Here is a 26,699-nt window from a genome sequence, read left to right as displayed (position 1 = left end):
ACAGCCGCTTCACTGATCAATGCTTTTTCTGCCTGCTCATGCAAGCGAAAGGGCCATAACAGCCGATCCCGCGCCCTACTGTGCATGATGATAGCCGGTTTAATAATCGGAACGGTTTTGCCAGTGAGCAGGCCACATATTTTTCTTACAGAAGCTTATCTGAACACCGACTTTCTCCACAAATAGATTTCGCAGTGAAAATACGCAGTAAATTTATACTTGTCACACCCGGAAATTCAGGAAACCCTATGAAGAACAAGCTTTTTACGGCCTGCAGTTGCCGTCACTGCTGGCGGCTTCAATACCGCCGGATGCGCATGCAGCCGATCTCGGCGATGCCGGAAGCCAGCCACCGGTTGCGACAGCCTGAAATCTACCGACCTGACTGATATCGGCGGTAAAGGCAGCCAGGTAGAGACTACCGCCGCGGGCACAACTGAATAATGCGCAGTGGTGCAAAGCCGAAGGCACGCTGGCCCCGGAGATTCGTTTTCGCCTTTATTACCTGCAAGATCGGCTGGAATCTGCGTTATATGCAGGTAGGCTGCGGCGGCTTGTGTGGCTCCATCAGGCCACAGCCAGGCGCAGCGGGCAGGTTGCGCGCCGCTTAACAGCAACGGCTTTGCCGTGGCGGGCAACAAATATGGGGCAACAGTGAAGAGAAACGACTGGGGAAACAAACGCCAGAAGCGCAGCGATTTTGCCTGGCGTGGGCAACATTTAACGGCACTGGCCGCGAAAACTCATTGCCGCACCATCAAAAACCGGCAGCATTTGCTTACTTTAACGGCTGCTCCGACGGGGGACGCGAAGCCCTGATGGAAGCAGCAGCGTTTCCCGCTGGATTTCAGACCGGCATCATTGCGTAGCCGCAGCCATGAATTTTCAGGTGCAGAACGCGATGTATCACGCCTGGTAGTGAGTAACCGGGACAAAGAGGGCAACTGCGCCACTGGACGTCGAAGGATCTACCATATTGATACATCAGGCGGTGCTGAACAGTGTGATGCGCTGGACGGACAGACAGATTGCCGGCTCCAATTGTTGTTGCTGTCGTCATCCCGACCTGGAGGCGCGCTGCGCTGCCACGCGGATCAGCAGGAGGGCAAAATGCCTGGAGCAAGGAGCAAACTACTGCGCTGAAGAAACTTTGCGACGGGCTCTGCGAGGCAAAACCGGTCGTAAACTGATTGTCAGTGGGCCGCAGTACGGCTCTGAGCTGGCCTGGCAGGGGGTGTGTTTATTCCTGAAGAAAAGCGCCAGCCAGTGATGAGCTCAATGATTTCGCTTTCGCTGCGCTACGTTAATTTTGTCACTAATCCGTCACCTTTCATTTACGCTCAGCGCGCTGGAAGTCCGATCAGAAAACGTTCGATGAGCTGAGCAACCGTACAGCCTGCATGATGCCACTAATCCTGATTTGCGCGCGTTTGCTCAGGCAGGCGGTAAGCTGATCATCTGGCACGGCTGGCCGATCCGCACATTTCCCTCTAATTCAATTGCGTATCACCATGCACTGGGTCAGGAGATGGGCGCATCACAGCGCCGCTTTGAACGTCTGTGTGTATTGCCCGGCGTTTATCACTGCTCAAATGGAGAAGGCCCGAGTCTGGCTGATTTCCTGACGCCAGATGAACTGCAGAAAAGGGCAGGCACCTGATGCTGTCACCACCTGCAGGCCTCACCGCAGCAGCATAACAGCTTCGGTCAGCCTGTCGGCGCGGGCGGTAAAGGTCCTGTAAAAACTGGCCCAGTACAGGCAGAAAGCCTTCGCTGAAAGAACACCCGGATATGAAGCTGGAAACCATCCCGTGCAACGCCGCATCACGTCCTGTGGATCCTCTACCCGCAATATGCGGTATGGAATGGCAAAGGTGATGTGAAACAGGCGGCTTTATTACAAAAAACATTATCCTGTAAATGCACACTATGACTGGGCAGGATCGGGTTTTTATCAACCTTATCAGTTCAGTAATAAAACGGGAAATAATGTAAAAGGCGTCGCGACTGCGGCGCTTTTTTATCTTAAAAAAGCGGACGGTTACCGCTACAGATGCATGCAGAAAATCTTTTGCAGACATTAACGCTTTATGGAAATGCAACGTTTGAGCCGTTTTATCAGGGTGAAAAAGGGGTGTACAGCAATTAAATTTTATATGCAGAGGTGAAGGTCATGATAAAGAAAACCTGCCTGAGTGAATAAATATTAATGACTGGCTTTTCCTTGTCCCTTAATTAATGAAATCGGTATTGTTTTAATCCTGTTATTTCACCTCGCGACAGCAATCACAAAGGCCGCGAAAAAGTACTGTTATTCATCTCCGCCAACCTGCTTCGTATGTCGTTAACTGATAATAAATAAGGTTGCCTGAAAAGGGTGGCTGACTTTTCATTTAGTATGCCAACGGCAGGCGGTAAATGAAAGCAGGATGGTACGCTGAACTCACCAGAAATGAAAAAGAACCTGGTGGATATGTCTTGGCGCATTTACGTCTGACTCAACTGGGCAACACAATTTATTCGTTAGTCATGCCAGTATTATTAAGTCTGGCCATTGATTCAGTCTGAAGCCGGAATATCAGGAGCGGCACTGTTCCGGCTGTTCTGGTGTGGTTTATTCGTCGCCTGGTACTGAGTCACCTGTTTTTTCAAATAGCGGGCAAAAGAAACAGCCTAAAAGAATAACTGAAATCTTTCAGGGCAAGCACCGACATATTACCGTTAACACAAATATCTTACCCAGCGGTATATTTGGTGCCTGCGTATATTATGATTACCTGACTGCACACCTGTTTGCGTGCAGGGAATTAGGTTCGCCGGTCGTGTCAATGCTGCGGGATATTTAGCAACATTTAGGGTTCGCTGGCGGGTCCCTCTCCTTACGGCCGGTTGCGATGTTTTCTTCCGCTGGAAAACCACTATTCTGTTTCTGCTGTGTCAGATGCTCGTTGTCAGTATCCGTATGTTCGCTGACGTCAGTCTGAATATGACGCCTGGATTGGGGTTTTCCCCGGTGCGTTACAGGGCGGTTTGGCTTCAGGCTTAACTCCCGCTTTTTCTGAACGCTGCGCCACCCCGTTGAGACGCACTCAGGCTCCCACTGCCACCGGAAACAGCTTGCGAATCAGGCGTTGCCTGTTCTTTTGCGCCTCCTCGTGTTATCGCTGTCACATTATAAACAAACTCATACCTCAAAGGTAAAACCCACTCTTTATTGGATGAAAGGCAGATAACTTACCTATGTTAAATAAACTGAGAATACGGGTACGCCTGCATAAATAGGGAAGGTCCTATGACAAATCAAATGACGGAACCCTGCCACGATATTGCCCATCTGGTATGTCGAGATTTACACTGACAAATTTGAGGAGAGTCTCGATTTCTTCTGTCAACGTCTATGGTCTTACCGTCTCCGCCCAGGATGAAAAGCATGCCTGGCTGCGTGCCTGGATGACTATGAATTTCATACTCTGGAAGCAACACGTCATCATACAACGGGTGTGGGGCACATCGCTTACCGTGCCAGCTCGGAAGCGGCGCTGATGCGACGTGTTGCGGCTATTGAGGCCAGCAACATGAGGTCATTGGCTGGGGATGACGACCAGGGACAGGGCCGCGCCTTCCGCTTTGCCGATCCTTTGGCCACATATTTGAAATTTACTACGATACCGTACGCTATCAGGCTGAAGCGGGTGAGCGCCCTCGTTAAAAAAAATCTGGCGCAACGTTACCATGGTCGTGGCGCTTCTCCCGCCGCCTCGATCACCTTAACCTGCTGGCAGCAGACGTTCTGAGTTTAAAATTTTATGGAAACCTGTCCGGTTCGCGTGTTACCGAGATGATCCTGTTGGATAACGGCCGTATTGGTGGCCGCTGGTTTACCATCAACAATAAAACCTATGACCCGGCTTGCACTGAAGAGCATGGCGGTGGCAGCGGACGTCTGCACCACGTGACCTGGCCACAGATACCCGTGAAGAGATCCTGCGCGCAGCCGATATTTCCTCGAAAATGGCGCACATTGAAACCGGCCCTTGTACAAGCATGCAATTCAGGGGACATTCTTTCTATGTCTGGGAGCCTGCGGGCAACCGCGTGGAGCTGGCAAACTCAGGCGCTCGCCTGATACCGGCACCGGACTGGCAAACTGTGGTGGACAGAAACCGAGCGAAAAAGGGCCAGGCGTGGGGATTAAAACCATCGATACGTTTCATACACACGGTACCCCACCGGTGCCAACGGATGGCACAGAATGATGAAAGCATTTGTCCAGGCAGGCGAGTGAAAAGCCCGGTATTTGCGGGTCATGGCGCAGCCTGCAGCCTCTGATCCGCTAAGCTTTTGACGATCACCTGTTCGCCGTTAATGAAGCATCAGGCGCGGCGTGTGATGGTCACGGGCTGGCGACACAGTCAGACCATTGCGCAACTGATTTACTGACCTGGGTGCCGGCCTGACATCGCGAATGGCAGGCCGCTGACACCGTAGCGCAAGGAAAGCGCGATCCCGTTGTCGTTATTTCCGTTGCCTTCAGGCATCAGTGATATCTGAAGGAGGGGATTGTCGGGCAGGAAGGCGGGCGGGTACGATGTGGTGAGCACCTTTATGTCATCGCTGATTATCCGCCTGACGGCTCAGTCCTGCTCGCCTTACGCATTGGCATGCTGTCAATAGGTAGAGAGCAACACCGCTGAACTTACCGGTGTTTGCTGTCTTAATTTCATCCCCCATCTTTACCAATCAGCACAACTTCAAAACCCTGGGGCTTAAGTTGAGCGCGGAGCTGTCCCTGAGCAGCAGGAGCGGTATCACTCAGACAATAATGTCGCGGTCAGCCAGCTCAGCTTCGGTCTTTTTCAGCATCGCCATCTGTTGAACATAATTAGCCTTGATCTCAGAAGGCGCAAAGATCACAACGGGGCGATAATGCCATTGGTATTGGTTCAGCGTGGCAGCATCAGGCGCTAAAGAACGAAATATCATGGTTGTCTGCCGCCTGAGCAGCAGGGCATAACAACAGACATAGTGCGAACAAGGGCGCAGGCAAAGCCAGCGTCAAGCCACGCTTATCATGGATTGTGCAGCTAAGCCTGAAGGGATATGCAGCATTGCGTTTATCTCCTGGCGTTCTGCGGCGCTTAACTGAAATGATGAACTGTTATGACGTTCGGTAAACAGGAGGACATCGTATCAAGGCTAGCGCAAGTTAACCGGTCTGACCGCCTGTTAACGCATATTTACGCCCAGGGCCGGATAGTGAGCGCGGTGGAATGAGTAAAGCCGTGGGGCAAAAATCAGGAGCAGGCTCCTCTTCTCTTTGTCATAGCATTTTCCAATATCACCGACTTTAAGATGTTGGCTGCAACAGGGTTGTGCTATTTGTGTCTGAAAACCTGACCGCTAATTTCTTAAGGAAAACAGATGCCCAACCTTGTTATCCCGGAAATCAAATCCCGGGAAGATGAGATGATGGCTATTCGTCGTCATCTTCACGCTCATCCGGAATTAAGCCTGGAAGAGTTCGAAACCAGCCAGCTGGCTGCAGAACTGCTGGAAAGTTATGGCTATCAGGTGACGCGGGCGATCGGCAGAACGGGCGTGGTGGGCTCTTCACCAAAGGACGCGGCGGTAGCAAATTGGGCTGCGGGCCGATATGGATGCCTTGCCCATTCATGAAACCACCGGCCTTGAGTGGGCCAGTAAACACCCGGGCAAAATGTATGCCTGTGGCCATGACGGCCATACGACACTTTTGCTGGCGGCCGCCCACTATATAGCTTCCGAAGCTTCGTCAGTTCAACGGCACGGTGCATCTGATTTTCCAGCCAGCGGAAGAGGCACTTGGCGGTGCCGATCTGATGATCAAAGAGGGATTATTCGACCGTTTTGCTCTGTGATTGTGTCTTTGCACTGCACAACATGCCGGGTATGCCAACGGGAAAACTGGGATTCTACAGCGGCAATTTTATGGCTTCCGCGGATACGGTGAAAATCACGATTAAAGGCTATGGCGGCCATGGGGCGCATCCCGATCGCACCATCGATCCTGTCGTCACTGCTGCCGCATTAATTATGTCGCTGCAAACCATCGTCTCCGCAATGTTACGCCAGGGGAAACGGCGATTGTGACGGTTGGCACGATACAGGCAGGCATTGCATCAAATGTTATTCCGGAAAGTGCTGTGATGGAGCTGACCGTGCGGGCAATGAAACCGGAGGTTCGTGAGCTGCTGATTCGTCGCATCCGGGAAACCGTTGAGCTGACTGCGCAAAGTTACGGCGCGCAAAGTGAAACAGAGGTTTATGACTCTATCCGGTACTGATAAACACAGATGAGCAAACCGCTTTCGCCCGCAATCTGGCCGTGCAATGTTTTGGTGAAGCGGCGGTGGGGAACGACGTTACCCCCACGACCGGCAGTGAAGATTTTGCCTTTATGCTGCAGCAAAAGGCCTGGCAGCTATTTTCTGCTGGGTAACGGTATGCCGGGGGAAAAAGGCGGCTGTATGGTGCATAACCCGGAATATGATTTCAACGATGCAATCATTGCGCCCGGCGCCTCTTTTTCGTCAAGCTGGTTGAAGCTTATTGTCGTTAATGAGTGAGGTTTATTACGAAAAGAACGCTAATTACGCTGCTTGTTCTGGCCTGCAGTTCCCCGGTGTTAACGGCAACGGCAAAAGAGATCCGCTTTGGCGTTGATCCCGGCTTCGCCCCTTATGAATCCAAAAACAGTGACGGCAGGCTGGTGGGATTTGATATCGATTTAGGTAATGCGATTTGTGCGCATCTTAAGGCAAAATGTGTCTGTTGAAGGCGGCTTTGATGCGCTGATCCTTCGCCGCAGGCACGCAACTTTGACGCTATTTTGTCGGCGATGAACATAACGGAAAACGTGAAAACAGGTATCCTTTACCAATAAACTGTACAACGGCCTGACTTTCCTTGTTGCCAGAAAAAAATACCTTTATCCTCCTCATTGCCGGAGGCGTTAAAAGGTAAAACCCTTTGGCGTTGAGCAAGGCTCTATTCAGGAAATGTATGCCCTGGAAACACTGGCAAGCGGCGGGCGTGCAAATTATTCCCTATCAGGGCACGCAAAATCTGCTGCAGGATCTTGAAGTGGGCCGCCTTGATGGCGCTGTGTTATCGGGGGTTATGGCAGATTACAGTCTGTTGCGTAAGCCGCAGGGGCAGACTTTGCTTTTGTTGGCAGCGCGCTTAAAGATGATGATCTTTTGCTGGCGGGTCGGCGATTGCGGTGCGTAAAAACGATGACGCGCTCAAAAACGAACTTAACGGCGCTATTGCCGCCATCCTTGCTGACGGCACCTATAAAAACTGGCCGGAAATTATTTCAGCTTCGATATCTATTCCGGTCAGTAAGCACAGCCCGATCAGCCATGCGTCATGCCTGCGTGGGGAGTACTGACCGCCTTTCAGCCGTAAAAGCGGTCGTCAGCAGCACAAGGTAATCCCCACGCCCGCCGGAGAATGACTCAGCGCATCAGGCCGAAAGCAAGGCGCGTTTAAACGAGTAGATGTGCGCACGTGCCGCGTCGGCAGCACGTCGAATCACCTGATTCCAGCGCCGCAATAATCTCGTTATGTTCCGCGATAACTTCATGCATATGGTCAGCATCAGACAGCGTTGTTGCCCAGAAGCGTTGGCCTGCGCGTGGATCACGCTGAGAATGTCGGAGAGCCGCCGGTTTCCTGCAATATCCGCCAGCATCTGATGAAACGCCCGATCCAGCAACATCATCTCCTCTCTGCTACGGGCCTGCTCGCACGGGCAATCTGTTGATTCAGCTTGCGCAGTTGATGAAGGTGCGGCTCACTGACCTTCTGGCTGGCAAGTTCGACACACAGCGTCTCGTTCACCAGCCGCACCTCGATTAATTCCAGTGCATCGTCTATCGACAGCGGGGCAACCATGACCCCTTTACGAGGAATAATTTGCAGCAGCCCTCCGTCGCCAGGCGGTGAATCGCCTGATTAACCGGGGTGCGGCCCATTTCCAGATCATTCATGACCTGAGCCGTATTTAAATATTCTCCGGTTTATACCGCAGCGTAATGAGCCTGTGTCTGAACGCCAGATAAGCTTGTTCATTCAGCGAAAGGTTTTTGCCGAACTGTCGGGGTTCACATTTTCAGTCATTGACTCACGCATTACGACGTTCCTTTTTGTCTGTGCGACATATTACACAAAAACTGGTATGAAAATCGCTAGATTGAAAACACTGTGAAATTTCACCGTGTTTTTTCAAGCGAGATTAACGCATGCACCTTCAGTTCACATCAGGCGACGCTGTCGCTACCACGCTAGACGTTGAGGTCACGCATTTCATTATTGCGGGCTGGGCAGGCCGATAAGGATGCCGTATTGCACCACATCAGGGGAACTTGAAGCGTTAGGTGTGCCTGCCCCGGTGCAGTGCCGCTTTTTACCGCGTCGCCACCAACCAGCTTACTCAAAAGCAGCGGCTGGAAGTCGTTGGCAGCGAAACATCGGGTGAAGCTGAACCCTTCGTATTTTGCCATCGTGGCGAGCTGTGGGTCTCTCTGACTTCCGATCACACCGATCGCCATCTGGAAACCTTCAGCGTCGCACTTTCTAAACAGGCGTGTATCGCCGGTTGCCCGCAGCGCGTGGCGCATGAGCGAAGTAGTGATCACTGGGATGCACTCGCGCTCACCTCATGGATAAAAGAGCAGGATGAATGGGTGGTTTATCAAAGCAAGGCACGCTGTCGTCACTTCTGACGCCGCAAGAGCTGCTCGGCCGCTATCTGAATGGCAGCACTGCCCAGGAGGGACTCGCCATGTCCTGCGGCACGCTGGGCGCCATCGGCGGCATTTGTCCTGCCAGCGCGTTTCGTATGGCGCTGCACGATCCCGTGCTGAATCGCACGCTTGAGCATCGCTTATTGCACCGGCACGTTGCCGGTGGTGGCATGAGGAGTTCTCAATGACAACACTTTGGCAGGCAAGTCAGCAGTTACAGACAGGCGAATCCGGACCTGAAGCATTCACAGCAGCGGCGCTACAGGCTGTACGCGATCGTGAAATAGCGGGCGAGTGCGTTTTCATAAACCGTTATGAAACGCAAGCCACACAACAGGCCCATAAGGCAGGTGTTCGCTGGAAAGCGCACCATCCGCTGAGTACGATTGACGGGCTTCCCATCAGCATTAAAGATCTGTTCGACGTTGAAGGCGAGGCGACGACAGCGGGTCCCGCCTGTTGTCGGATGCGCCGGTTGCCACGGCAAATGCCAGCGTGGTGGAGAGGCTGAACCGCAGGGGCTGCGATAGTCGGTAAGACCAATGACCGAATTCGCATTCTCAGGGCTGGGGCATCAATCCGCATTATGGAACACCTGCCAATCCTGGCAGCGTGCAGAGAAACGTATTCCCGGTGGCTCTTCATCTGGCGCGGCGGTGGCCGTGGCAGAGGGCATGTGCCTTGGCGCGATTGGCACTGATACCGGCGGCTCGGTTCGCATTCCTGCGGCGCTGTGCGGTCTGACCGGTTTTAAACCCACGGCAGACCGCATCAGCCAGGCGGGCACCTTGCCACTTTCCACCTCACTCGACAGCATCGGCGTCATCGCCCACGATGTGCGTAGCTGCTGGTTGCTTGACAGCGTCATCGCTGAACGACCGCTTCGCGTTAGAACACTATGATCTGTGCAGTGCGCGTTTTGCCATTCCGCAGAGCCGCGTTTTGGACGGGCTGGAACAGGACGTTGCGCAGGCCTGGACGCTGCCATTAAGGCCTTGCGCCATGCCGGTGCCACCCTTGTGGAGATCCCACTCAGTGAGCTGGATGAGCTGAACGCCATGAACGCCCGTGGCGGCATCACGGCTTATGAGGCGTGGCAGTGGCATCAACGCACTGCGCAGGCACAGCCCGATGCTTATGATCCGCACGTGCTGGCGCGTGTGCAGCGCGGCAGCCATCTTACTGAACAGGATGCGTCGGAACTCTGTCAGCAGCGTGAAGCCTGGCAGCAACGTGTTAATGCAGCACTGGCAGGATTTGATGCGTTGATCATGCCCACTGTTCCCTGCATCGCCCCAACCATTGCCTCACTGGATGATCCCCAGCGTTACCGGGAGATCAACGCGCTGATGCTGCGTAACACCAGTGTCATTAACATGCTGGATGGCTGCGCCATCTCGTTACCCTGTCAGCAAACTGGTCGCGCGCCGGTTGGTCTGAGCCTTGCTTCCGTTCATGGCGACGATGCCCGCTTAATCAGCTGGTCTCTCGCCGTGGAAACAGCCCTTAACTGGAGATCATGATGATGACTCAACCCCACGGTATGTTGTTTGTTGCGACCAGCGTTGGCGCTGAAGATGAAGCGGATTTTAACCAGTGGTATGACCATGAGCACGTAGAGGAGCGTGTGGCAATCACGGGATTCCTGCGCGGTACCCGATATCAGGCAATTCATGCCGAACGTAAATACCTTGGTTTGTATGAAACCGACTCGCTGGAGGCCTTTACCAGCGCGGATTACCACGCGGCGTTTACCCGTCAGACCGCATGGTCAGTGAAAAATTTACAAAAGATGATTAATCCCATGCGCCGGGTCAGTGCCGTCACGCATATCCATGGCAAAGGCACAGGTAATAACCTGGCGGTGGTGACGCTCAACGCTGTCGATTTTACTGCATTAACCGCATGGCAGCAGCAAGTCAGCCAAACGCCCGGCTATATCTCTTCCTGTCTGCTCACACCCGATACCGATCTCAGTTCGCCATTGCCGATGGAAAGCAAAGATAACCGCCAGATGTTACCGATGCTGCTTATCCATTGCAGTGACGCACAAGGTTGCGATCGGCTGGCTTCAGCCGCCGCCGAGAGGCTTACTGGCGATGTTCAACACTATGCCCTGAGCTGGCAGTTAACTAAACAGGAGCTGGCCCATGGCTAATACAGATTCTGCTCTGCATCAGACGGTAAGCGATAAGCGCACTAAATCAAAAACAGGTCGCCTGGCGGCGGCCAGTTCAATAGGCACGGCGCTGGAATGGTATGACTTCACCGTCTACAACATCATGGCTGCGCTGGTATTTAATCAGGTATTTTTCCCAGCTTCGATCCCTTAGTGGGAACAATTCTGGCATTTTCGACCTATGCGGTGGGTTATATTTCACGCCCGTCAGGGGGTTTTGTCTTTGGTCATCTCGGTGATGTTGCCGGTCGCAAGGCCGTGCTGATCATTACGCTGATGATTATGGGTATCACCACGGCACTAATGGGGCTGCTTCCTGGCTATGCCGTTTGGGGATCTGGAGTCCCGTTCTGCTGGTGGCGCTGCGCTTTGTGCAAGGCATTGCACTCGGCGGTGAATGGGCCGGCGCGGTTCTGCTGTCAATGGAGCACGGTGATGCCGACAAACGTGGCCGCAATGCCTCGTTTGCCCAGGTTGGCCCCTCTTGCGGAACGCTGATTGGTACTGGCTTTATTACCCTGGTAACGGTCGCAATGAGCGCCGATCAGTTTCAGGACTGGGGCTGGCGCATCCCGTTTCTGCTGAGTTTGTTACTGGTGATGTTTGGCCTGTGGCTGCGTCGTGGTGTGGAAGAGACCCCGACATTTGTTGCGATGCAGGCGGAAAAGAAAACCACACATACGCCGCTTAAAGAGGTGTTCTTTAACTATCCCAAACAACTGCTGATCGCCGGTGGATCGCGTATTGGCTCGGATGTGCTTTATGCGCTGGTCGTGGTCTTTACGCTGACGTATGTCACCACCGTGCTTCATCTGCCGCGCCCACTGGCGTTGATGGCGACTATGCTGGGAGCGGTTGGTAATGCTGTCACGGTGCCGATGTTTGGGGCGCTGTCAGACAAATGGGGACGCCGGCCGGTTTATATCACCGGCGCCCTCCTGGCTATTGTCTGGTCGTTTGTTTTCTTTGTACTTCTCGACAGCACACAACCCACACTGATCGTTCTGGCAGTCGCAGGCGGGCTGCTGATCCACGCGATGATGTACGGCCCACAGGCAGCATTTGTTACCGAGCAATTTCCCAGTCACGTGCGTTATGCCGGATCGTCGCTCGCCTACACGCTTGCCGGTATCGTCGGCGGCGGTTTTGCACCATTGATTATTACTTCTCTTTTTAAAGAGACGGGCAGCACGCTGTGGGTATCGCTGTATGTCAGCCTGGCACTGATGATTACGCTGGTTGCATTGTGGAAAGCAAAAGAAACGGCGCATCGGCCCCACTGAGAGAGATGATGGCAAAGGAGTGCCTGTACTCAGGGGGTTTCTGACCGTGCGCATTCTGCCAGGTGCCAGCGCCTGGCGGGCATAGTCCGCTGCATTAACCGAAGTGGCAGGCTGTTACGACCGGTGCGTTACAATTTGAAACACAACATAGTGCAGTTCTTTCCGCTGTGGTCGATACCTTTGTTACGCCAGCGGAGGAAGTGCGGCGAGCCAACACCAGGGCAAAACCGCCGCCTTCCCCGCACGGCATTCAGTGAAATCGGGAAGAGTCAGTCTATGGCAGTATGTTTTCTGTTGCGCTCCATGGATCTCCTTCTGAAACACTGGATTCAGAAAGTGCCTGGCCAACGTCGATGTATTATTTTAATTTTACCGGGATCGGCTTTTCGGTCTGCTGAAGGCGCTCTGTCTGTGTGTTTTTGATTCTGCTGATAAAGCTGTTCAGCATTTGCTCATGCAACTCAATCACTTCGTCTGCCAGGCCAGAAAGAAGAGAGGGGTGAATAATAATTCTGTATAATACCCGCTACGGCAGCAAAAAATCAGTGATTTCAGGGGTGTTTATCATCCCTGACGATAAAAGCTGAAAGTGTGAATCAACTCTTTGTAACGGCATCAACTGGACTTTTTTCAAACCAAAAGAACTTGTGCTCATTTGGTCTCTTTGGGTTTTCCATCTTTTTGAGCAGTACATAACGCTCGTTGCATGCTTCATAAATAGTCACAGATCCGGGAGAGGCTTTTACGGGTAAGTTAGAGCAATTAGCTAAAGCCTCAGCAAACCCCGTCCCACCTGCCCTGCAGGAAACAAGCCGAACGCTTGTAATATTGTTATCAAGAATTACTGGCTTGATTTTATTATGAAGCTCTTCAGGAGTTGACTGAACTTTGTTTATTAAACTAACAAAAGTGATCCCACCTTTGTCACCATGACCGATAATATTTATGCGGTTACCAGTTTTATTTTTAGGAACATCAAAAAAATACTGATAATCACTATTATGTCCTGTCTCTAATTTAGTGCTGTTTTGTTGCTTTCCTCTAAAACAATAATTTCGAAAATCTGCCAGCGAAACCCTGAACTGCCCCATTAAAATATCTCCTTACAAAGCCTGTACCATCAGGCTTTAGTGAAGAACAGTATACGAATTTTTATAATTTTTCCGTCAAAAACCGCCACTGAGACAGGGAGCGGGATTCAAATTTTCTGAATTACAGAAAATATTTACCAAATAAAATGGAGTGAGTTTTATTACTTTTGATAATGAAACCAGACAGGGTTTTCAGATAGTTTCCGGCGATGCAAGCCGGTGTTGGATAGCTCAAAAACAGTCTTAATTTCGATATCCAGGCAGGCCGTTAAATGGCGGGTATTAGAATGACGATGTTTATCGGTCAGAGGTAAGAATGCGTTTTCTACGGCCGTGCCCATCTCTCCTGTGCGTTTTGGGTTGAGACTTGCCCGGTTTTAGTGGATTAGTAGAGGCGGCCGCTTCGAAAATCCCTGAAAGAAGCGATATCGTTTAGCTTTGACAGTTTTTTATGACCATCGCCGTTCTTTGATAATCTGATATCAGCGACCAGGTATGATGCGGAGCGGTGGCCACTGGCCTGAGATTACAAACAGTATTTATGTCTGGCAGCACCGACCTGTCTGCATGCCGAGCAATTCTGGCTACAGGAGTCGTAGTGCGTCTGACCATAATATGCACTCCTATAGCTTCCAGGAAGTTACACCGTAACGTAAGGCGGATGCTTTATGCTGTCCCTTGGTGGCTTATCTCTTCGTAAAATACAATCCACTGTAATCAGTAAATGCCGTTTTACTGAGCAATTTTAAACATTATCCAGCACGCCCGTTTCTGTGGATGGATTGATTTATCCATTATTTTCAGCGGCTAGCGTAAAAAGGTTTTTGAAATCATCATTGCGTTCTGCAACAAGCTTCCATCCTCAGCGGTCAAAAAGCTGCTCAAGGCCAGCCACGCTCCCTGTCAGGCGCGCCATCAGTGGTTTTATCTGACGGCCTTCGGCGTCAAATCCTGTGGCCAGACTGGTTTGCGAGACACAGATGCTGTTCAGACCGGGATTCAGGTTTACGGCGTAACGTCCCGACCACTCCCTGTCAGTGAGCAACCGGTAAATCCAGCCCATATCTTTTGCGGCTTCCATTACAAAGGTAAGGCGACTGAGAGCATCCTGTCCGTAAGCGTCCCGGAACGGGATTGCCACAGATAGATAGTCCAGCTTGTCAGCCAGCTTCGCATTAACGCCATACTGCCGACCCTGTTTCAGCAACCAGTCAATATCGGGAGCGACATCACGAGAGAAGCGACGCTGCTTCTGAGCAAAAGCCAGCCAGCATGTGAGGAAAAGATTTTCCTGAGCGGCAGAACGTACTGTTCCGTCCTTTCGGGCAAATGCCAGTGCGATCAAGGCACATCAGGCCAGATGACCAGACTTTTCTGTCAATGACACTGCAGATTTTCCCCGTAAACGTACAGAGCGGTTATTTTAACGCAAACAGTTTCGAACATCTGATAAGAGTGGTTCCTCGCACAGCGTTTCTGCTCTCATGTTATTATGTTCGCGTCATTTAATGAGTCAGCACGGATGAAGAAGAAAAACAGCACGCCAACGCCTCACGACGCGACTTTCAGGCAGTTTCTCACGCAGCCGGAGATTGCCCGGGACTTTATGGAGCTTCACCTCCCGGCAGAGCTGCGTGCGCTCTGCGATCTCAGCACCCTGAAGCTGGAGTCTGGCTCTTTCGTAGAGGATGACCTGCGGCAGTACTTCAGCGACGTCATTTACAGTCTGAGGACTACCACCGGAGACGGCTACGTTCACGTACTCATCGAGCACCAGTCTTCCCCGGACCGGCATATGGCCTTTCGCCTGATGCGCTATGCGGTAGCTGCCATGCAACGCCATCTTGAGGCCGGTCATAAGAAGCTGCCGCTGGTGATACCCGTGCTGTTCTATACCGGAAAACGCAGCCCGTATCCGTACTCCACCCGCTGGCTGGATGAGTTCGACGATCCGGCAGTCGCAGAGAAGCTCTACGGCAGTGCTTTTCCCCCTGACAGACATTACCGTCATCCCGGATGATGACATCATGAATCATCGCAGCATGGCGGCACTCACGCTGCTGCAGAAGCACATCCACCAGCGCGATATGGCCACGCTGACCGACCGGCTGGCCACGCTGCTGATGGCGGACTATCTTTCTTCATCTCAGGTGACAGTGCTGATACACTATTTACTGCAGGCGGGAGAGTCGGCCGACTCCGAAGCCTTCGTTCGCGAACTGGCACAGCGTGTGCCGCAACACGGAGACGCACTCATGACCATCGCACAGCAGCTCGAGCAGAAGGGCATTGAGAAAGGACGCATGGAAGGACGCCAGGAGGGGATTCAGCTTGGCGAGCAGCGAGGTATTGAAAAGGGCGAGCGCGAAGCAACCCTGAAAATTGCACGAACCATGCTGCAGAATGGCCTTGACCAGAGTATCGTCATGCAGATGACCGGCCTGACAGAAGACGAGCTGGCGCAAATTCACCACTGAGCAGCTCAGCCATTTTCCTGAGTGCTCTTTCAGGTATTCAGATACGCCTTCTGATGCACCCGGTTCCTTTCGAGAGCAGATGTCTCAAAAATTTCAGAAAATGTTCTTCGCTGTCTTTTTCTTTCCAGCCTGGCAGGAATGTGATCATCGGCGATAACGAGTCCGGCAAGAGCAGTATGCTGCTGGCGCTGGACCTGGTACTGAGCGACAGCCGACATCGGGTTGAATCGCTGGGCATAAAGGCATTTCTTTCTCAGCAAGCATATCCAAGCCAATCCTCTGCATTTAGCTATTATATGTAAAGTTCGCTTAATGCTATTTATGTTAAATTAAGCGTATTAAACTCTGTTTGAAAGAAACTTCAGTATTTTTTCTTACGCTTATCATTCCCATGCCAGCAATACGGTTTATATAACCAAAAAAATCTCAAGCCGGACCATCAATAAATCCCGCTATTCCAGTTTTACATAGAGAAAAATGGGGTTACGGGCGGATGCGCATAAAATAATACCCCACCTAGCGATTTATGAATGCGTCGAGTAAGGGCATGTCAACCAGACATCAGGCGCTTGAATTAAATATACAGTCCAGGCGGCTTATGAACTGCCATTACAGCAGGCGCGCAAACCTGTAAGGAGCTGGATCAACCACAGGAGGATGGTTAGTCACCAAATCCGCAGCTAGCTGTCCAGCGGCAGGTGAAGTACCAAAGCCATGGCCAGAGAAGCCTGTCGCCAGGGTTAATCCCGGTATGGCATCCACCGGGCCAATCACTGGGTTAGAATCTGGCGTGACATCAATCACTCCTGCCCATGATTCGGCCATTTCGGCTTGTTGAAAGACTGGCCAGGCCGCACGTAAATTACGCATTGCTTCATTATTCAATGCCGGATTGGCTTGTGGATCCAGCGTGCGGATTTGCTCAAAGGGCGAACGCCGATCGCTTCGCCAGCGACGCGCCAGGGCTAAATCTTTGCGAAATATTTGCCCAAAGAAATCCGCAAATTGTCTCGCGCGTGACGTAACTGCGGTAGATAGCGCGTCCCGATCAAGAGATGATCGAGCGTCAAGGGCGCATCCAGCGCACCTCGTTGGGTAATAATAAAGCCCCCATCCTGATGTTTGCGGAACGAAAAATCAGGAGCGCCGATTGCGGTATTGGCAGGACCCTGTAACGGTTTAGTGCGCATTACTGAGCAAATAAGCGGTAGTGTTGGCAAGTCGATGCCGTGATTACCTAAGAAGCGACGTGACCAGGCACCGGCTGCCAGTAGAACCTGATCGCATCGAATTTCACCTCGTTCTGTCACCACGCCGCTGACTTTACCATTGCTGGTAGCTAACGCGCGCACAGCGCACCCTCTATAACGTACGCGCCCTTAGCGATAGCGGCTTTCGCAATAGCACTTGCCGCCAGCGTAGGTTCTGCCCGTCCGTCAGATGCGGTAAAAATGCCTCCCGCCCATTTTTCTGCGCCGCCAGGTGCATGCGCTGCAATTTCGGCATTGCTGAGCAGTCGGGTGTCCAGCCCAGCGGTATTGACGCTCTTGAGCCACTTTTCATGCATTGCCATCTGCATCTCATTGCGAGCGATAAACATAATACCCGCCTGACGATAGCCTACATCATAGCCCACACGCGTTGCCATCTCTGCCCACAGGCGATCGGCTGCCTGCGCCAGCGGAATATCATCCAGCGCGCGGCTAGTTTTACGGATCCAGCCCAAATTTCGTGACGACTGTTCCCCGCGATGCGCCCTTTCTCCAGGACGACTACCGGAATATTGCGCTCAGCGAGCGTCAGAGCGGCCGTTAACCCTACAATGCCGCCACCGATGATCACCACAGTGGTAGCATCCGGCATAACATGTGAGGTTGTGACTGGCGTAATAACTGGTGCCATAGCGCATCTCCCGCCCTTACAGAGCTACATTAATTTCCTGAATTTGGGCTTTGCCTGCTCCGCGGTAAGCGGTCACTTCCAGCTCTACTTTATAAACAGTGGATCCCAGCGGTGGACAGGTTACGGTTGATGCCGGATTGATACCGCGAAACTTCTCGCCGATGATAGCCATCACGGCGGGGACATCATCCGGGTCTTGAATAAATACACGCGAGCACACCACATCCTGCAATGTGGCATCAATAGCGGCCAATGCTGTTTCAATATTGGCAAAACCTGCAGCGTCTGTTCGCGCAAATCTGTGGGGATCTCTTTAGTCTGCGGGTTACGACCGGCGGTATTTGACACATAAATCCAGTTATCCACCGCGACAAGACGTGAGTAGCTCGCTTGCTCTTCAAATTTCGAACCGGTTTTAACTTTAATGATGGTAGTCATGATTTTTCTCTTTTAATAAACTGATTAACGTAAAACCGGTGATTCCCACAGGTTGAGTTTTATGCCGATACCTCTCTCGATAGCATTGCGATACAACACTGTGCCCCAGGCCACATCTTCTACCGGCATACCGCCAACCGACATAATGATGATCTCCTCATCGTTTTGGCGTCCAGGCGCATCACCGGCAACGATCTTGCCAATGTCTTCCAGCTGCTCCGCTTGCAGTTTTCCTTCAGCCAACATGTCCATAAAACGCACACCAATAATTGGAATGTAGCGATGCGCGGGTTTAGGCACTTCATCGAACCAGGCGTGATACAGGCCGGTATTATCTAGCACTTTGCGAATGTCAGGCTGCTCCATGCCTGCATCGATATTGCACAAGGCGGGCATTGCCAAAAAGCTCCTCCTTTTACCCACTCACGTTTCACAACTGGATATGTAGCTGGATCCCCACTTCGCCTGAGCTGCAATAGGTGACAATATCACTGTCGCGTACCACCTCTTCCAGCGTATCGACAATCTCTACCTGCTTGATCTGCGGATAGGTTTCCTGCACCCACGTAAGGAAGTTATCAAGGCTAGGCTGCCCTCGCCCTTTCACTTTGATGGTGTCGATACGCGGACACACAGCAATAAACGCTGCAACAGCGGTTTTGCCCATCACACCTGGTCCGAGCAAACCAATCACCCGTGAATCCTTGCGTGCCAGATGACGCGCCCCCACACCGGGCACTGCGCCAGTACGGTAGGCCGACAGCAGGTTGGCAGACATGTGCGCCAAAGGCGCGCCGGTATCGGCATCATTCAGGGTGAACATCAGAATTGAGCGCGGCAGCCCTTTTTCGCGGTTAGCGATATTTGAGCCATACCACTTCACGCCTGCCGTGCAAAACTGCCGCCTAAATAAGCAGGCATGGCCATCATGCGCCGGTCAGCGGTGGGTTTTGGCATTGTAGGGAACGGCGAGTTTTCTGGAAAAGTCACCATGGCACCATGCGAATCATTATTTGCGCCTGCCATGCGATAGTCGCCGTGATACAGCAGGCCAAACATCTCTTCCATGGTATCCACACAGGCGGCCATGTCGGTCACGCCAGCTCGAATCATGTCTTGCTCTGACAAGTAAATAAAATCGATGCGGGTTGAATCATTCATAGGTCGCCTCTTCAATCACTCTTATGGTCTATTTCCTGCTGTATCAATGAATGTCATAAACAGAAATTTCACTGGCTTTTGCCACTTATCGGACAAGGGGCATTTGCTGTGTGAAACAGGAATAGCGCGTCAGATGTCCAGCTGTATTGAATATTTGCGACATGGCGAAAAGCAGGCGTGGCATAAGCTTGCATTCTTGAGACTAAATAGCCCAAGCGGAGCTTGCCATGACCTCACTACCCTTATATCGCCACCGAGGATTTCAACCTGAGCAGCCATGGTTTGTGATGAATGCAGCTCAGCATTACTCGTTGATAGCCTCAGATAATCCTGCGATATCGCATTTCTATAGTTTTGAAGTTGCGCAAAATGCCAGTATGACGTTGGCTATTCCTGACGGCTGCGTGGATATCCTCTTTGATTGTCATGCAGAAAATCCTCAGGCACGCGTGTGTGGCACCACGCTTGAAGCGCGTGGCGCAGATATGCAGCATAATCATCGCTATTTCGGCGTAAGATTTGCGCCGGGCGTAATTCCTGACTTTCTTGACGTGATGGCAGAAGAGATACCCGATCGCGAATTCAGTTTTCTCGATGTAGTACCCGATGCGCGTTTAGCGTTTGAACAGATCGTGCAGGCACAGGATTTTTCCCGGCAAATTATGCTGTTTAATGCTTACTTTACGTCGCGCTTGATGCGTAAAGCCTCGGCGGTGACGTCGGTAATTATTCAGACAATTCGCCGGCTGAATGGCAATATCCGCGTTGATCAACTGGAGGCCTTGACGGGATATACCTGCCGTACCATTCAACGCCAGTTCCGCCATGATACGGGTATGTCGCCTAAGGCTTTTAGCCGCATTCTGCGCTGCCAGTCGGCCATCAACACTATTCACTTACGAGAGGAGTTGTCATTCAGCGATCTGGCATTTGATCTTGGATTCAGTGACCAGTCCCACTTCCTGCGCGAGTTTAAAAAATTTGTCAGCACCACGCCGTGTGACTATCAGCGTCTTATCAGGCATGAAGATTATTTCCATCGCCTTCATTTTCACTGAGCACTAAAAGAGTGCAGCGTTGCACTGTGACGCTGTCCGATTTTTTCTATCTGCCAGCCTCAATGCTGAGAAATGATGCCGCTACCTTATCTGCCTCAGGCTGTCACTCCTGCCTGAGAAAATTCACTTAGCTGTTGAGGGCACTGGCGATGAATACGGATTCCGGCTTACGCAAGAATACGTTGGGTTTGTTTTCCTTAGTCTTTTTGTCGTCGCGGCAGCATCGCCACTGACTGGTGTAGTAGGCGGTTTACCGGTAGCGATTATTTCTGGTAACGGCGGCGGCATTCCAGTTTTTTATATTCTCTCCTGCATTATTTTGATGTTTTTTGCGGTCGGTTTCATCGCTATGAGCCGCCACGTGAACAATGCAGGTGCGTTTTATACTTATATCTCCAAAGGTATGGGCGAAAACTGGGGTGCATCAGCATCTGTATTGGCAGTCATGGCTTATATCTCTATCCAGATTGCCATTGTGGCTATGCTTGGCTTCTTTACAAAATTATTTATTGAAGAACATTTTTCCCTCCATATCCCCTGGTGGGGGTTAAGTATGATCTTTGTTTTAATATGCTGGATGTTAAGTATCAAACGCGTTGAAGTAGGCGGAAAAGTTCTCGGTGTGTTGATGCTGGCTGAAGTAGCCATAGTGTTGTTAACCGATGTGATGCTGTTAAGTAAAAAAGACGGCCCTTATACTTTCGAGTCTTTTGAGCCTTCGGTATTTATGCAGGGTAATCTGGGTATTGCGTTTATTTTCACTATTGCGGCATTTATCGGCTTTGAATCCACTGCTATTTATGCCGAAGAGTGTCGCGATCCGCAGAAAACCGTTCCACGGGCTACCGTCTGCGCCCTGCTACTGATTACCGGTTTCTTCTGCTTCACCAGTTGGTCGCTGGTGCAGGCCTATGGTTTTGACCAGATTGTGGCCATTGCCAGCAAAGATCCCGGTAACTTTGTATTCAACATCACCCGGCAATATGTTGGCCAGTGGGCAGTTGAAACCATGTCGGTACTATTAATCACCAGCCTGTTTGCCGCAGCGTTAGCTTTTCATAACAACATATCGCGCTACCTGTTCAGTATCAGCCGTGATGGATTAATCTGGAAAGAACTAAGTAAAATTCACCCAACAAACGGCACGCCGCATAATGCAAGCCATGCGCATAGTGCCATCATGTTAATGCTGCTGGCGGGCATGGGGAGTGCGGGACTCGATCCGATGGTCCATATCTTTGCAATTGGTTCTGCCGTGGCGACCTTATGCATTCTTATTCTGCAGTTAGGCGTGTCCGCTTCCGTCGTTCTGTTCTTCCAGCGTCTTGACAGCAATCATAGTCGGTTTACGGTGTTTTGGGCTCCGTTACTGTCCATGCTGTGTATGGCCATTACCATTATTCTTGTAGTAAACAATCTGCAATCGCTGAGCGGGAGTGATTCCAGTGCAGTGAAATGGATACCATGGTTTATTGTGGGATGCGCGCTGGCAGGATATGGCATGTCGTTTAAACGCGGTATGAAAGCCGCATATAAAAAATAATTTTTTGCCGGAGGCCTGGACAGAAATTCAAACTCTTTCTGGGCTCTCCATCCCAACAGGTTTACAGAATGATTAGTTAGTCAGTGATGATAAGCCCTTATTACGTTGCTGTCAGACCCTGCCTGGTGAAACGTATATCAGCCACTCAGAATAAAAATCAAGACATAGCATATTTTATTAAGATAGCACCTCACCTGTCCGTTTTTGTCACAAGTAACAGAGCGGGCGTTAGCGTTTCAGCTAGCTTTAGTGAGGCGCTCCTGATAATTACAACTGCAAATTACGCGCATACTCATCTATTAACGCATATTGCACGCGGTTAAAGGTGTCGCGCGGCTGCTGCTGTTCGATAAACGCAAGAAGCGGATCGGCGACATCAGTTTTAATGCCGCTCAACTGCTCCATAACGGCCAGCCCGCAAAACGGCACATAGGCTTCGGAGTATCCGCCTTCATGTACCATTACCAGTCGGCCTGAGCAAAGCGCGCGGGCGGCCTGTTGGACCTTGCGGGTCATGCTACGATAGCTTTCGCTGTGCAACAGCATCCGTCCCAGAGGATCAATGGCGCTGGCGTCATAACCACAGGCGACAATAATGAGGTCAGGCTTGAAGCGTGCCAGTGCAGGCAGTACGATGCGATCCATCGCATAAAGCCAGGCCTCATTACCCGCGCCCGCCATCAGCGGAATATTGATATTAGCACCAGCGCCTTCACCGCATCCCGTATCCATTTCTCCACCGTAACCCGCTGGGAAGCAGCCATCCTGATGAAGCGAAATGGTCAGCACATCGCCGCGCTGATAATAAATATGCTGCGTTCCGTTGCCGTGATGAACGTCCCAGTCAATAACAGCGACCTTACCCACACCCTGGAGCGCTTTGGCGCGTTCGATTGCGATCGGAATGTTGGCCAGAAAACAGAAACCCATTGAAGCGTCCGGCAGGCAGTGATGCCCTGGCGGACGGCTCAGGGCATAGGCCTGGTCGCACTCCCCGTTCAGAACCGCCTCGATGGCGGCGCAGGCAAGACCGGCGGAAAGACTGGCTATCTCGTAGCTTCCCGGCCCCAGCGGCGCCTCGTCACCCAGTAGCCCGCCGCCATGATCGCTGAGATATTTGAAGCGCGTGAGATAGTGAGGCTCATGGACGCGTAAAAGATCGGTTTCGCTGGCCGGCGCGGCCGACATATTGCGTAGATGAGATGACAAACCTGAGACGTCCAGAAGGTTTTTAAACCGTCGTTTAGTTTCAGGGTTTTCGGCATGCGCCGCACCCGACGGCGGCTGAACCCAGCCGCCGACTGGAAGCGTAACAACATGCAGGCCAGTACTGTGCCAGAAACAGCGTTCATCATAAAAGAAGCCGGTTTTATTCATTTTTATCTCCATAAGTCCACTTCCAGTAGCGGCTTTGGCCGCGCTGAAAACTACTACTCATATCGCACTGACGATCCTGTTGTCATCGCCCTAAAGAACTACACGCATTGCCGCCTCAGAGAAAGAACAAAGCTGCTCCGCCTCGTTCTTTTGGCTGATAGGTCTGAGCGCCGTCTCGTGCTGTGATAACCCTGAATGCGCATTGCGCGCCTGGTCTGCTTTTAAAGAGGGTTTTCTATGCCGCAGATTCCATTACTGGCTGAGGTAACGGCATTTCTTGCCCGTGATCATGGAAGTTACATAGAGGGCAAAGCCGTTTTGGGGACGGATGCACCCTTCGACGTTATCAATCCCGCTACAGGCGAGCCGCTGGTTACCCTGCATAGCGCCAGCCTGGCACAGGCGGATGCCGCAATGCGCAGCGCACAGCAGGCGTTTATCAACTGGCGTGATATGCCAACACTACAGCGCGGTACGCTGTTATTGAAGCTGGCTGATAAACTGGCTGAAAAGCGTGAGGAACTTGCGCAGATCGAAACGATTTGTTCAGGCAAAACTATCCAGCTGGCGCGTATGCTTGAACTGGATCAGTCTGTCGCCTTCTTACGTTATTTCGCTGGATGGGCTGGTAAAATTAACGGTGAGACGCTGGATGTCTCATTGCCCTCTTTTGCTGGCGAAAAATATACCGCCTTCACCCGCCGTCAGCCGCTGGGTGTGGTAGTGGCAATTGTGCCGTGGAACTTTTCCATCATGATTGCAGTATGGAAAATCGCGGCGGCGCTGGTGTGCGGCTGTACCGTTGTAGTGAAACCCAGCGAATATACGCCGCTGACGCTGCTGCGGCTGGCGGAGCTGGCAAGTGAGTGCGGATTTCCGCCAGGCGTAATAAATGTGGTTAACGGCCCCGGCGGCGAGCTGGGGCCAGCGCTGATCAGTCATGAAGCCTGCGCCAAAGTGAGCTTTACTGGTTCGGTTGCCACGGGGAATGCAGTCAGCCGCGCCGCCAATGCTCAGGGTAAGCGCGTCACGCTGGAACTGGGCGGCAAAATGCCGCGCTGTTTCTGGGCGACCTCTCGGTGACAGAAATGGTCAATGGCATTCTGGAGGCCGGGTATCTTAATCAGGGGCAAATTTGTGCTGCGGCAGAATGCTTCTGGCTTCCCGTCGACAAGATAGATGCGGTACTGGAAGAACTAAAATTCCGTCTTAACAGCACCGTCATCGGTTCGCCGCTGGATGAGACGACGGCGATGGGCCCGCTGGCAAACCGCGCTCAGCTGGAGAAAATTTCAAGTTTGCTAGCCACTGCGCGCCGCGAGGGTGACGAGATAGTCTGCGGCGGTGAGGCGATAGCTGGAGGCGGATACTTTCTGCAGCCCACTGCCGTACGCGTGGCATCCGCCAGCAGTACGCTGATGAAAGAGGAAACGTTTGGACCGGTAGGCAGTTTTATCGCTTATGAAGACCCAGAGCAGGCGCTGAAAACCATTAATGCCTCTCCCTTTGGTCTGGCGGCAAGCGTCTGGTCACGTAATATCAGTCAGGCGCTGCGTTTCAGCGAGCGCCTGGAAGCAGGCATTGTCTGGATCAATATGCATACCTTCCTCGATCCGGCGGTCCCCTTTGGCGGCATCAAAGGATCCGGCTCAGGACGCGAATTCGGTAGCGCGTTTATCGATGATTACACCGAACTAAAATCGATAATGGTGCGCTACTGAGCCGCTGCGGCGAGCCTCGGCTCGCCGTTAACTTGCCCGCTCGACATACCAGCTGGCATTGACGTTACGCAGCAGCTCTGTGCGGTTGCTGGCGTGCGTTTTGCTAAAGATATTGCGCAGATGGGTTTTTACGGTGGAGAGCGAAATATCCAGCTGACTAGCGATGCGTTTGTTGCAGGCTCCTTCGCGGATCATATCCACAATGAGTTGCTCTTTTGGCGTCAGTCGTTGCTCTCCGCTATGCGGCATCAGCTCGTCGGTCGCGACCTCTACCAGCGACAGCATAGCGCGCAGACGCATTCGCTCCTGCAGGCTATAGACTTTATCGCGCATCAGAGAGAGCCCCGCCACGATTTTGCGGTTCTTGCGCACATAGACTTCAATGGAATCACCCATCGCGTTGGGCTTCATAAACTGGCGATAGTAGGCCGTTTTGCGCGATGCGTCATCCATACCAGCGAAGCTGACCGGCTGAGCCGCATAGCGCTGAGGATGAAAAGGATCGAGAGCGATAAAGTCTCGCATATAGGCCTGATGCGTCTCGTCAGAAATGCCAAAGCGCACATGCTGATAAGGCATCATCTGTTCATTGACCAGATAAAACACACCGATCGAACCGGGAATAAGTTGAGTAAAGTTTTCCAGGCAGCGACAGATAAAGGCATCAGCCTGAATGGAGGCAATCTCCGCCATGTTATGTTCCTCATCATTGCAATCTCTGCTACACCGCTACGCGTAACGCCCTGAGGGTTTGCGCATAAAAGCAGTGAAACAACATTAAATTAACATTTCTATACATACCGCTTTTTTACAGTTGCGCCAGCGCCCTCTTTTCTGAAACCGGAGCTTGATCAGAATTTTTAATTCTGCCCGACTCTGCGTTAAATTAATATAAACAGAATAAATTCAATAAGTTGTAAAGCATACTGGTACTTTTCCCTCAACCTTAAGGACGATAACTCTCGCGCAGCCGGTGCGGTATACACAGGGGCAGGCAATCTACATACCCGGTGGCAGGTGAAAGAGATGTTAAAGAAAATAAGGGCGGGCTTAGCCCGTCAATTCCTGTTCCTCCCTCTCAGAGGCATCGCCCTGCAGCGTGTTGAACTCCTGCAGCAGAATTTTCAGCTGTGCCATCTTAAGCTCGCCAAACTGCGCCTCGATTTGTTGGTAGCCGGCATCAATCTCACGGCTCGCCTGCTGAAAAATTTCGACGCCGCGCGGCGTCAGCGAGGCAAACAGCTTGCGCTGGTCGTTCAGCGGCTTCAGGCGAAAGACCAGCCCATCGCGCTCCAGGCGAGTCAGGATGCCCGTCAGGCTGGGCCGAAGAATGCAGGCCTGCCGAGCCAGCGCATGGAAATCCAGCGAACGATGCTCCGCCAGGATGCGGATAATGCGCCACTGCTGCTCGGTCAACGCATAACGGTTAAGAACAGGCCGGAAAAAACCCATCGCTGTTTCGCGCGCCTGCAGCAAGGCAATGGTCAGAGAATCATGCATATCACGTCACTTTGTCATCGAATGGCTTAAGTGGAAGTCAGTATAGGGACAGCCACAGATGCTGCACAGGATTAAAGAATAACACTGCCAAAATAAGTTAAAACATTAACTAGTTAATAAAGTGATCGCTATCACGAAAGATGAAACAATTATTTAACAATCATAGGTGCCGCCATTAAT

17 protein-coding genes and 12 pseudogenes are annotated in these 26,699 nt (G+C 51.9%); 17 read left to right on the top strand and 12 right to left on the bottom strand.

What is annotated here, in order from left to right:
- Nucleotides 1-746: 746 nt before the first annotated feature.
- From O3W44_RS25080 to O3W44_RS20470, 4 genes are all read left to right on the top strand, one after another.
- The gene (locus O3W44_RS25080) at nt 747-869 is read left to right on the top strand and encodes a tannase/feruloyl esterase family alpha/beta hydrolase (protein ID WP_442954676.1); all 123 of its coding nucleotides are present in this window, start codon (nt 747-749) and stop codon (nt 867-869) included.
- A gap of 527 nt (nt 870-1,396) precedes the next feature.
- Nucleotides 1,397-1,660 carry a tannase/feruloyl esterase family alpha/beta hydrolase gene (locus O3W44_RS20480; protein ID WP_269294606.1) on the top strand — a complete coding sequence of 88 codons (264 nt, stop codon included), beginning with the start codon at nt 1,397-1,399 and terminating at the stop codon, nt 1,658-1,660.
- Nucleotides 1,661-2,418: 758 nt separating this feature from the next.
- A complete protein-coding gene (locus O3W44_RS20475) occupies nt 2,419-2,568 on the top strand; it encodes a hypothetical protein (protein ID WP_269294593.1) in 150 nt (49 codons plus the stop codon).
- A gap of 932 nt (nt 2,569-3,500) precedes the next feature.
- A complete protein-coding gene (locus tag O3W44_RS20470; protein ID WP_269294592.1) occupies nt 3,501-3,794 on the top strand; it encodes a hypothetical protein in 294 nt (97 codons plus the stop codon).
- 1,018 nt (nt 3,795-4,812) lie between these two features.
- On the opposite strand, the gene O3W44_RS20465 is transcribed toward O3W44_RS20470, so the two are convergent.
- Entirely contained in the window at nt 4,813-4,983 is a 171-nt protein-coding gene (locus O3W44_RS20465) for a DUF4174 domain-containing protein (RefSeq protein ID WP_269294591.1), read from the bottom strand.
- A gap of 438 nt (nt 4,984-5,421) precedes the next feature.
- Between O3W44_RS20465 and O3W44_RS20460 the strand changes: the two are divergent.
- Both O3W44_RS20460 and O3W44_RS20455 read left to right on the top strand, forming a co-directional pair.
- Nucleotides 5,422-6,598 (top strand): annotated as a pseudogene (locus tag O3W44_RS20460) (M20 aminoacylase family protein).
- A gap of 12 nt (nt 6,599-6,610) precedes the next feature.
- Nucleotides 6,611-7,386, top strand: a pseudogene (locus O3W44_RS20455) (transporter substrate-binding domain-containing protein).
- 121 nt (nt 7,387-7,507) lie between these two features.
- On the opposite strand, the pseudogene O3W44_RS20450 reads toward O3W44_RS20455, so the two are convergent.
- Nucleotides 7,508-8,175, bottom strand: a pseudogene (locus tag O3W44_RS20450) (GntR family transcriptional regulator).
- 245 nt (nt 8,176-8,420) lie between these two features.
- Here O3W44_RS20450 and O3W44_RS20445 point away from each other — a divergent pair.
- The 6 genes and pseudogenes from O3W44_RS20445 to O3W44_RS20420 all read left to right on the top strand — a co-directional run bounded on the left by O3W44_RS20445 (nt 8,421) and on the right by O3W44_RS20420 (nt 12,251).
- The gene (locus O3W44_RS20445; protein WP_269294590.1) at nt 8,421-8,768 is read left to right on the top strand and encodes a DUF2848 family protein; all 348 of its coding nucleotides are present in this window, start codon (nt 8,421-8,423) and stop codon (nt 8,766-8,768) included.
- Nucleotides 8,726-8,977, top strand: coding sequence for a DUF2848 family protein (locus tag O3W44_RS20440; protein WP_269294589.1), 252 nt, complete (start codon nt 8,726-8,728; stop codon nt 8,975-8,977). The genes O3W44_RS20445 and O3W44_RS20440 overlap by 43 nt, the downstream gene beginning before the upstream one ends.
- Nucleotides 8,974-9,300, top strand: coding sequence for an amidase family protein (locus tag O3W44_RS20435; protein WP_269294588.1), 327 nt, complete (start codon nt 8,974-8,976; stop codon nt 9,298-9,300). Before O3W44_RS20440 ends, O3W44_RS20435 begins: the two co-directional genes overlap by 4 nt.
- A gap of 31 nt (nt 9,301-9,331) precedes the next feature.
- A pseudogene (locus O3W44_RS20430) lies at nt 9,332-10,312 on the top strand (amidase family protein).
- Nucleotides 10,312-10,947 carry a DUF4286 family protein gene (locus O3W44_RS20425; RefSeq protein ID WP_269294599.1) on the top strand — a complete coding sequence of 212 codons (636 nt, stop codon included), beginning with the start codon at nt 10,312-10,314 and terminating at the stop codon, nt 10,945-10,947. The pseudogene O3W44_RS20430 and the gene O3W44_RS20425 overlap by 1 nt, the downstream one beginning before the upstream one ends.
- Nucleotides 10,940-12,251, top strand: a pseudogene (locus O3W44_RS20420) (MFS transporter). The gene O3W44_RS20425 and the pseudogene O3W44_RS20420 overlap by 8 nt, the downstream one beginning before the upstream one ends.
- A gap of 596 nt (nt 12,252-12,847) precedes the next feature.
- Here O3W44_RS20420 and O3W44_RS20410 read toward each other — a convergent pair.
- Complete coding sequence (locus O3W44_RS20410; protein WP_269294510.1) at nt 12,848-13,342, bottom strand: hypothetical protein; 495 nt, start codon at nt 13,340-13,342, stop codon at nt 12,848-12,850.
- 865 nt (nt 13,343-14,207) lie between these two features.
- Nucleotides 14,208-14,687, bottom strand: a pseudogene (locus tag O3W44_RS20405) (DUF2913 family protein); the annotation flags it as partial.
- A 177-nt stretch (nt 14,688-14,864) separates the two neighbouring features.
- On the opposite strand from O3W44_RS20405, the pseudogene O3W44_RS20400 reads away from it, so the two are divergent.
- Both O3W44_RS20400 and O3W44_RS20395 read left to right on the top strand, forming a co-directional pair.
- A pseudogene (locus O3W44_RS20400) lies at nt 14,865-15,819 on the top strand (Rpn family recombination-promoting nuclease/putative transposase).
- 53 nt (nt 15,820-15,872) lie between these two features.
- A complete protein-coding gene (locus tag O3W44_RS20395; RefSeq protein ID WP_269294508.1) occupies nt 15,873-16,121 on the top strand; it encodes an AAA family ATPase in 249 nt (82 codons plus the stop codon).
- Nucleotides 16,122-16,428: 307 nt separating this feature from the next.
- Here the strand turns inward: O3W44_RS20395 and O3W44_RS20390 are convergent, their stop codons facing one another.
- The 5 genes and pseudogenes from O3W44_RS20390 to O3W44_RS20370 all read right to left on the bottom strand — a co-directional run bounded on the left by O3W44_RS20390 (nt 16,429) and on the right by O3W44_RS20370 (nt 19,320).
- Nucleotides 16,429-16,728 (bottom strand): NAD(P)/FAD-dependent oxidoreductase, encoded by a 300-nt coding sequence (locus O3W44_RS20390; protein ID WP_269294605.1) that lies wholly within the window; start codon nt 16,726-16,728, stop codon nt 16,429-16,431.
- A 56-nt stretch (nt 16,729-16,784) separates the two neighbouring features.
- Nucleotides 16,785-17,545, bottom strand: a pseudogene (locus O3W44_RS20385) (NAD(P)/FAD-dependent oxidoreductase).
- Nucleotides 17,440-17,721, bottom strand: a complete 282-nt coding sequence (locus O3W44_RS20380) for an FAD-dependent oxidoreductase (protein WP_269294587.1) — start codon at nt 17,719-17,721, stop codon at nt 17,440-17,442. Before O3W44_RS20380 ends, O3W44_RS20385 begins: the two are co-directional and overlap by 106 nt.
- Before the next feature lie 16 nt (nt 17,722-17,737).
- Nucleotides 17,738-18,159, bottom strand: a pseudogene (locus tag O3W44_RS20375) (RidA family protein).
- A gap of 24 nt (nt 18,160-18,183) precedes the next feature.
- Nucleotides 18,184-19,320, bottom strand: a pseudogene (locus tag O3W44_RS20370) (tyramine oxidase subunit B).
- Nucleotides 19,321-19,547: 227 nt separating this feature from the next.
- Between O3W44_RS20370 and O3W44_RS20365 the strand changes: the two are divergent.
- Together O3W44_RS20365 and O3W44_RS20360 are read left to right on the top strand one after the other, a co-directional pair.
- Entirely contained in the window at nt 19,548-20,378 is an 831-nt protein-coding gene (locus O3W44_RS20365; protein WP_269294505.1) for a helix-turn-helix domain-containing protein, read from the top strand.
- Nucleotides 20,379-20,527: 149 nt separating this feature from the next.
- A pseudogene (locus tag O3W44_RS20360) lies at nt 20,528-21,921 on the top strand (APC family permease).
- A 267-nt stretch (nt 21,922-22,188) separates the two neighbouring features.
- Here O3W44_RS20360 and O3W44_RS20355 read toward each other — a convergent pair.
- Nucleotides 22,189-23,298 (bottom strand): class II histone deacetylase, encoded by a 1,110-nt coding sequence (locus O3W44_RS20355; RefSeq protein WP_269294503.1) that lies wholly within the window; start codon nt 23,296-23,298, stop codon nt 22,189-22,191.
- A 237-nt stretch (nt 23,299-23,535) separates the two neighbouring features.
- On the opposite strand from O3W44_RS20355, the pseudogene O3W44_RS20350 reads away from it, so the two are divergent.
- Nucleotides 23,536-25,019: pseudogene (locus O3W44_RS20350) on the top strand (aldehyde dehydrogenase family protein).
- 27 nt (nt 25,020-25,046) lie between these two features.
- Here O3W44_RS20350 and O3W44_RS20345 read toward each other — a convergent pair.
- Both O3W44_RS20345 and hpaR read right to left on the bottom strand, forming a co-directional pair.
- Nucleotides 25,047-25,712 (bottom strand): helix-turn-helix domain-containing protein, encoded by a 666-nt coding sequence (locus O3W44_RS20345; RefSeq protein ID WP_269294501.1) that lies wholly within the window; start codon nt 25,710-25,712, stop codon nt 25,047-25,049.
- 357 nt (nt 25,713-26,069) lie between these two features.
- Nucleotides 26,070-26,519 carry a homoprotocatechuate degradation operon regulator HpaR gene (hpaR, locus tag O3W44_RS20340; protein ID WP_269294500.1) on the bottom strand — a complete coding sequence of 150 codons (450 nt, stop codon included), beginning with the start codon at nt 26,517-26,519 and terminating at the stop codon, nt 26,070-26,072.
- Nucleotides 26,520-26,699 lie beyond the last annotated feature (180 nt).

It is taken from the genome of Pantoea sp. LMR881 (assembly GCF_027157825.1).
In the GTDB taxonomy this organism is placed as follows: Bacteria; Pseudomonadota; Gammaproteobacteria; order Enterobacterales; family Enterobacteriaceae; genus Pantoea; species Pantoea haifensis.
This window is presented reverse-complemented; position numbering and strand designations above follow the sequence as displayed.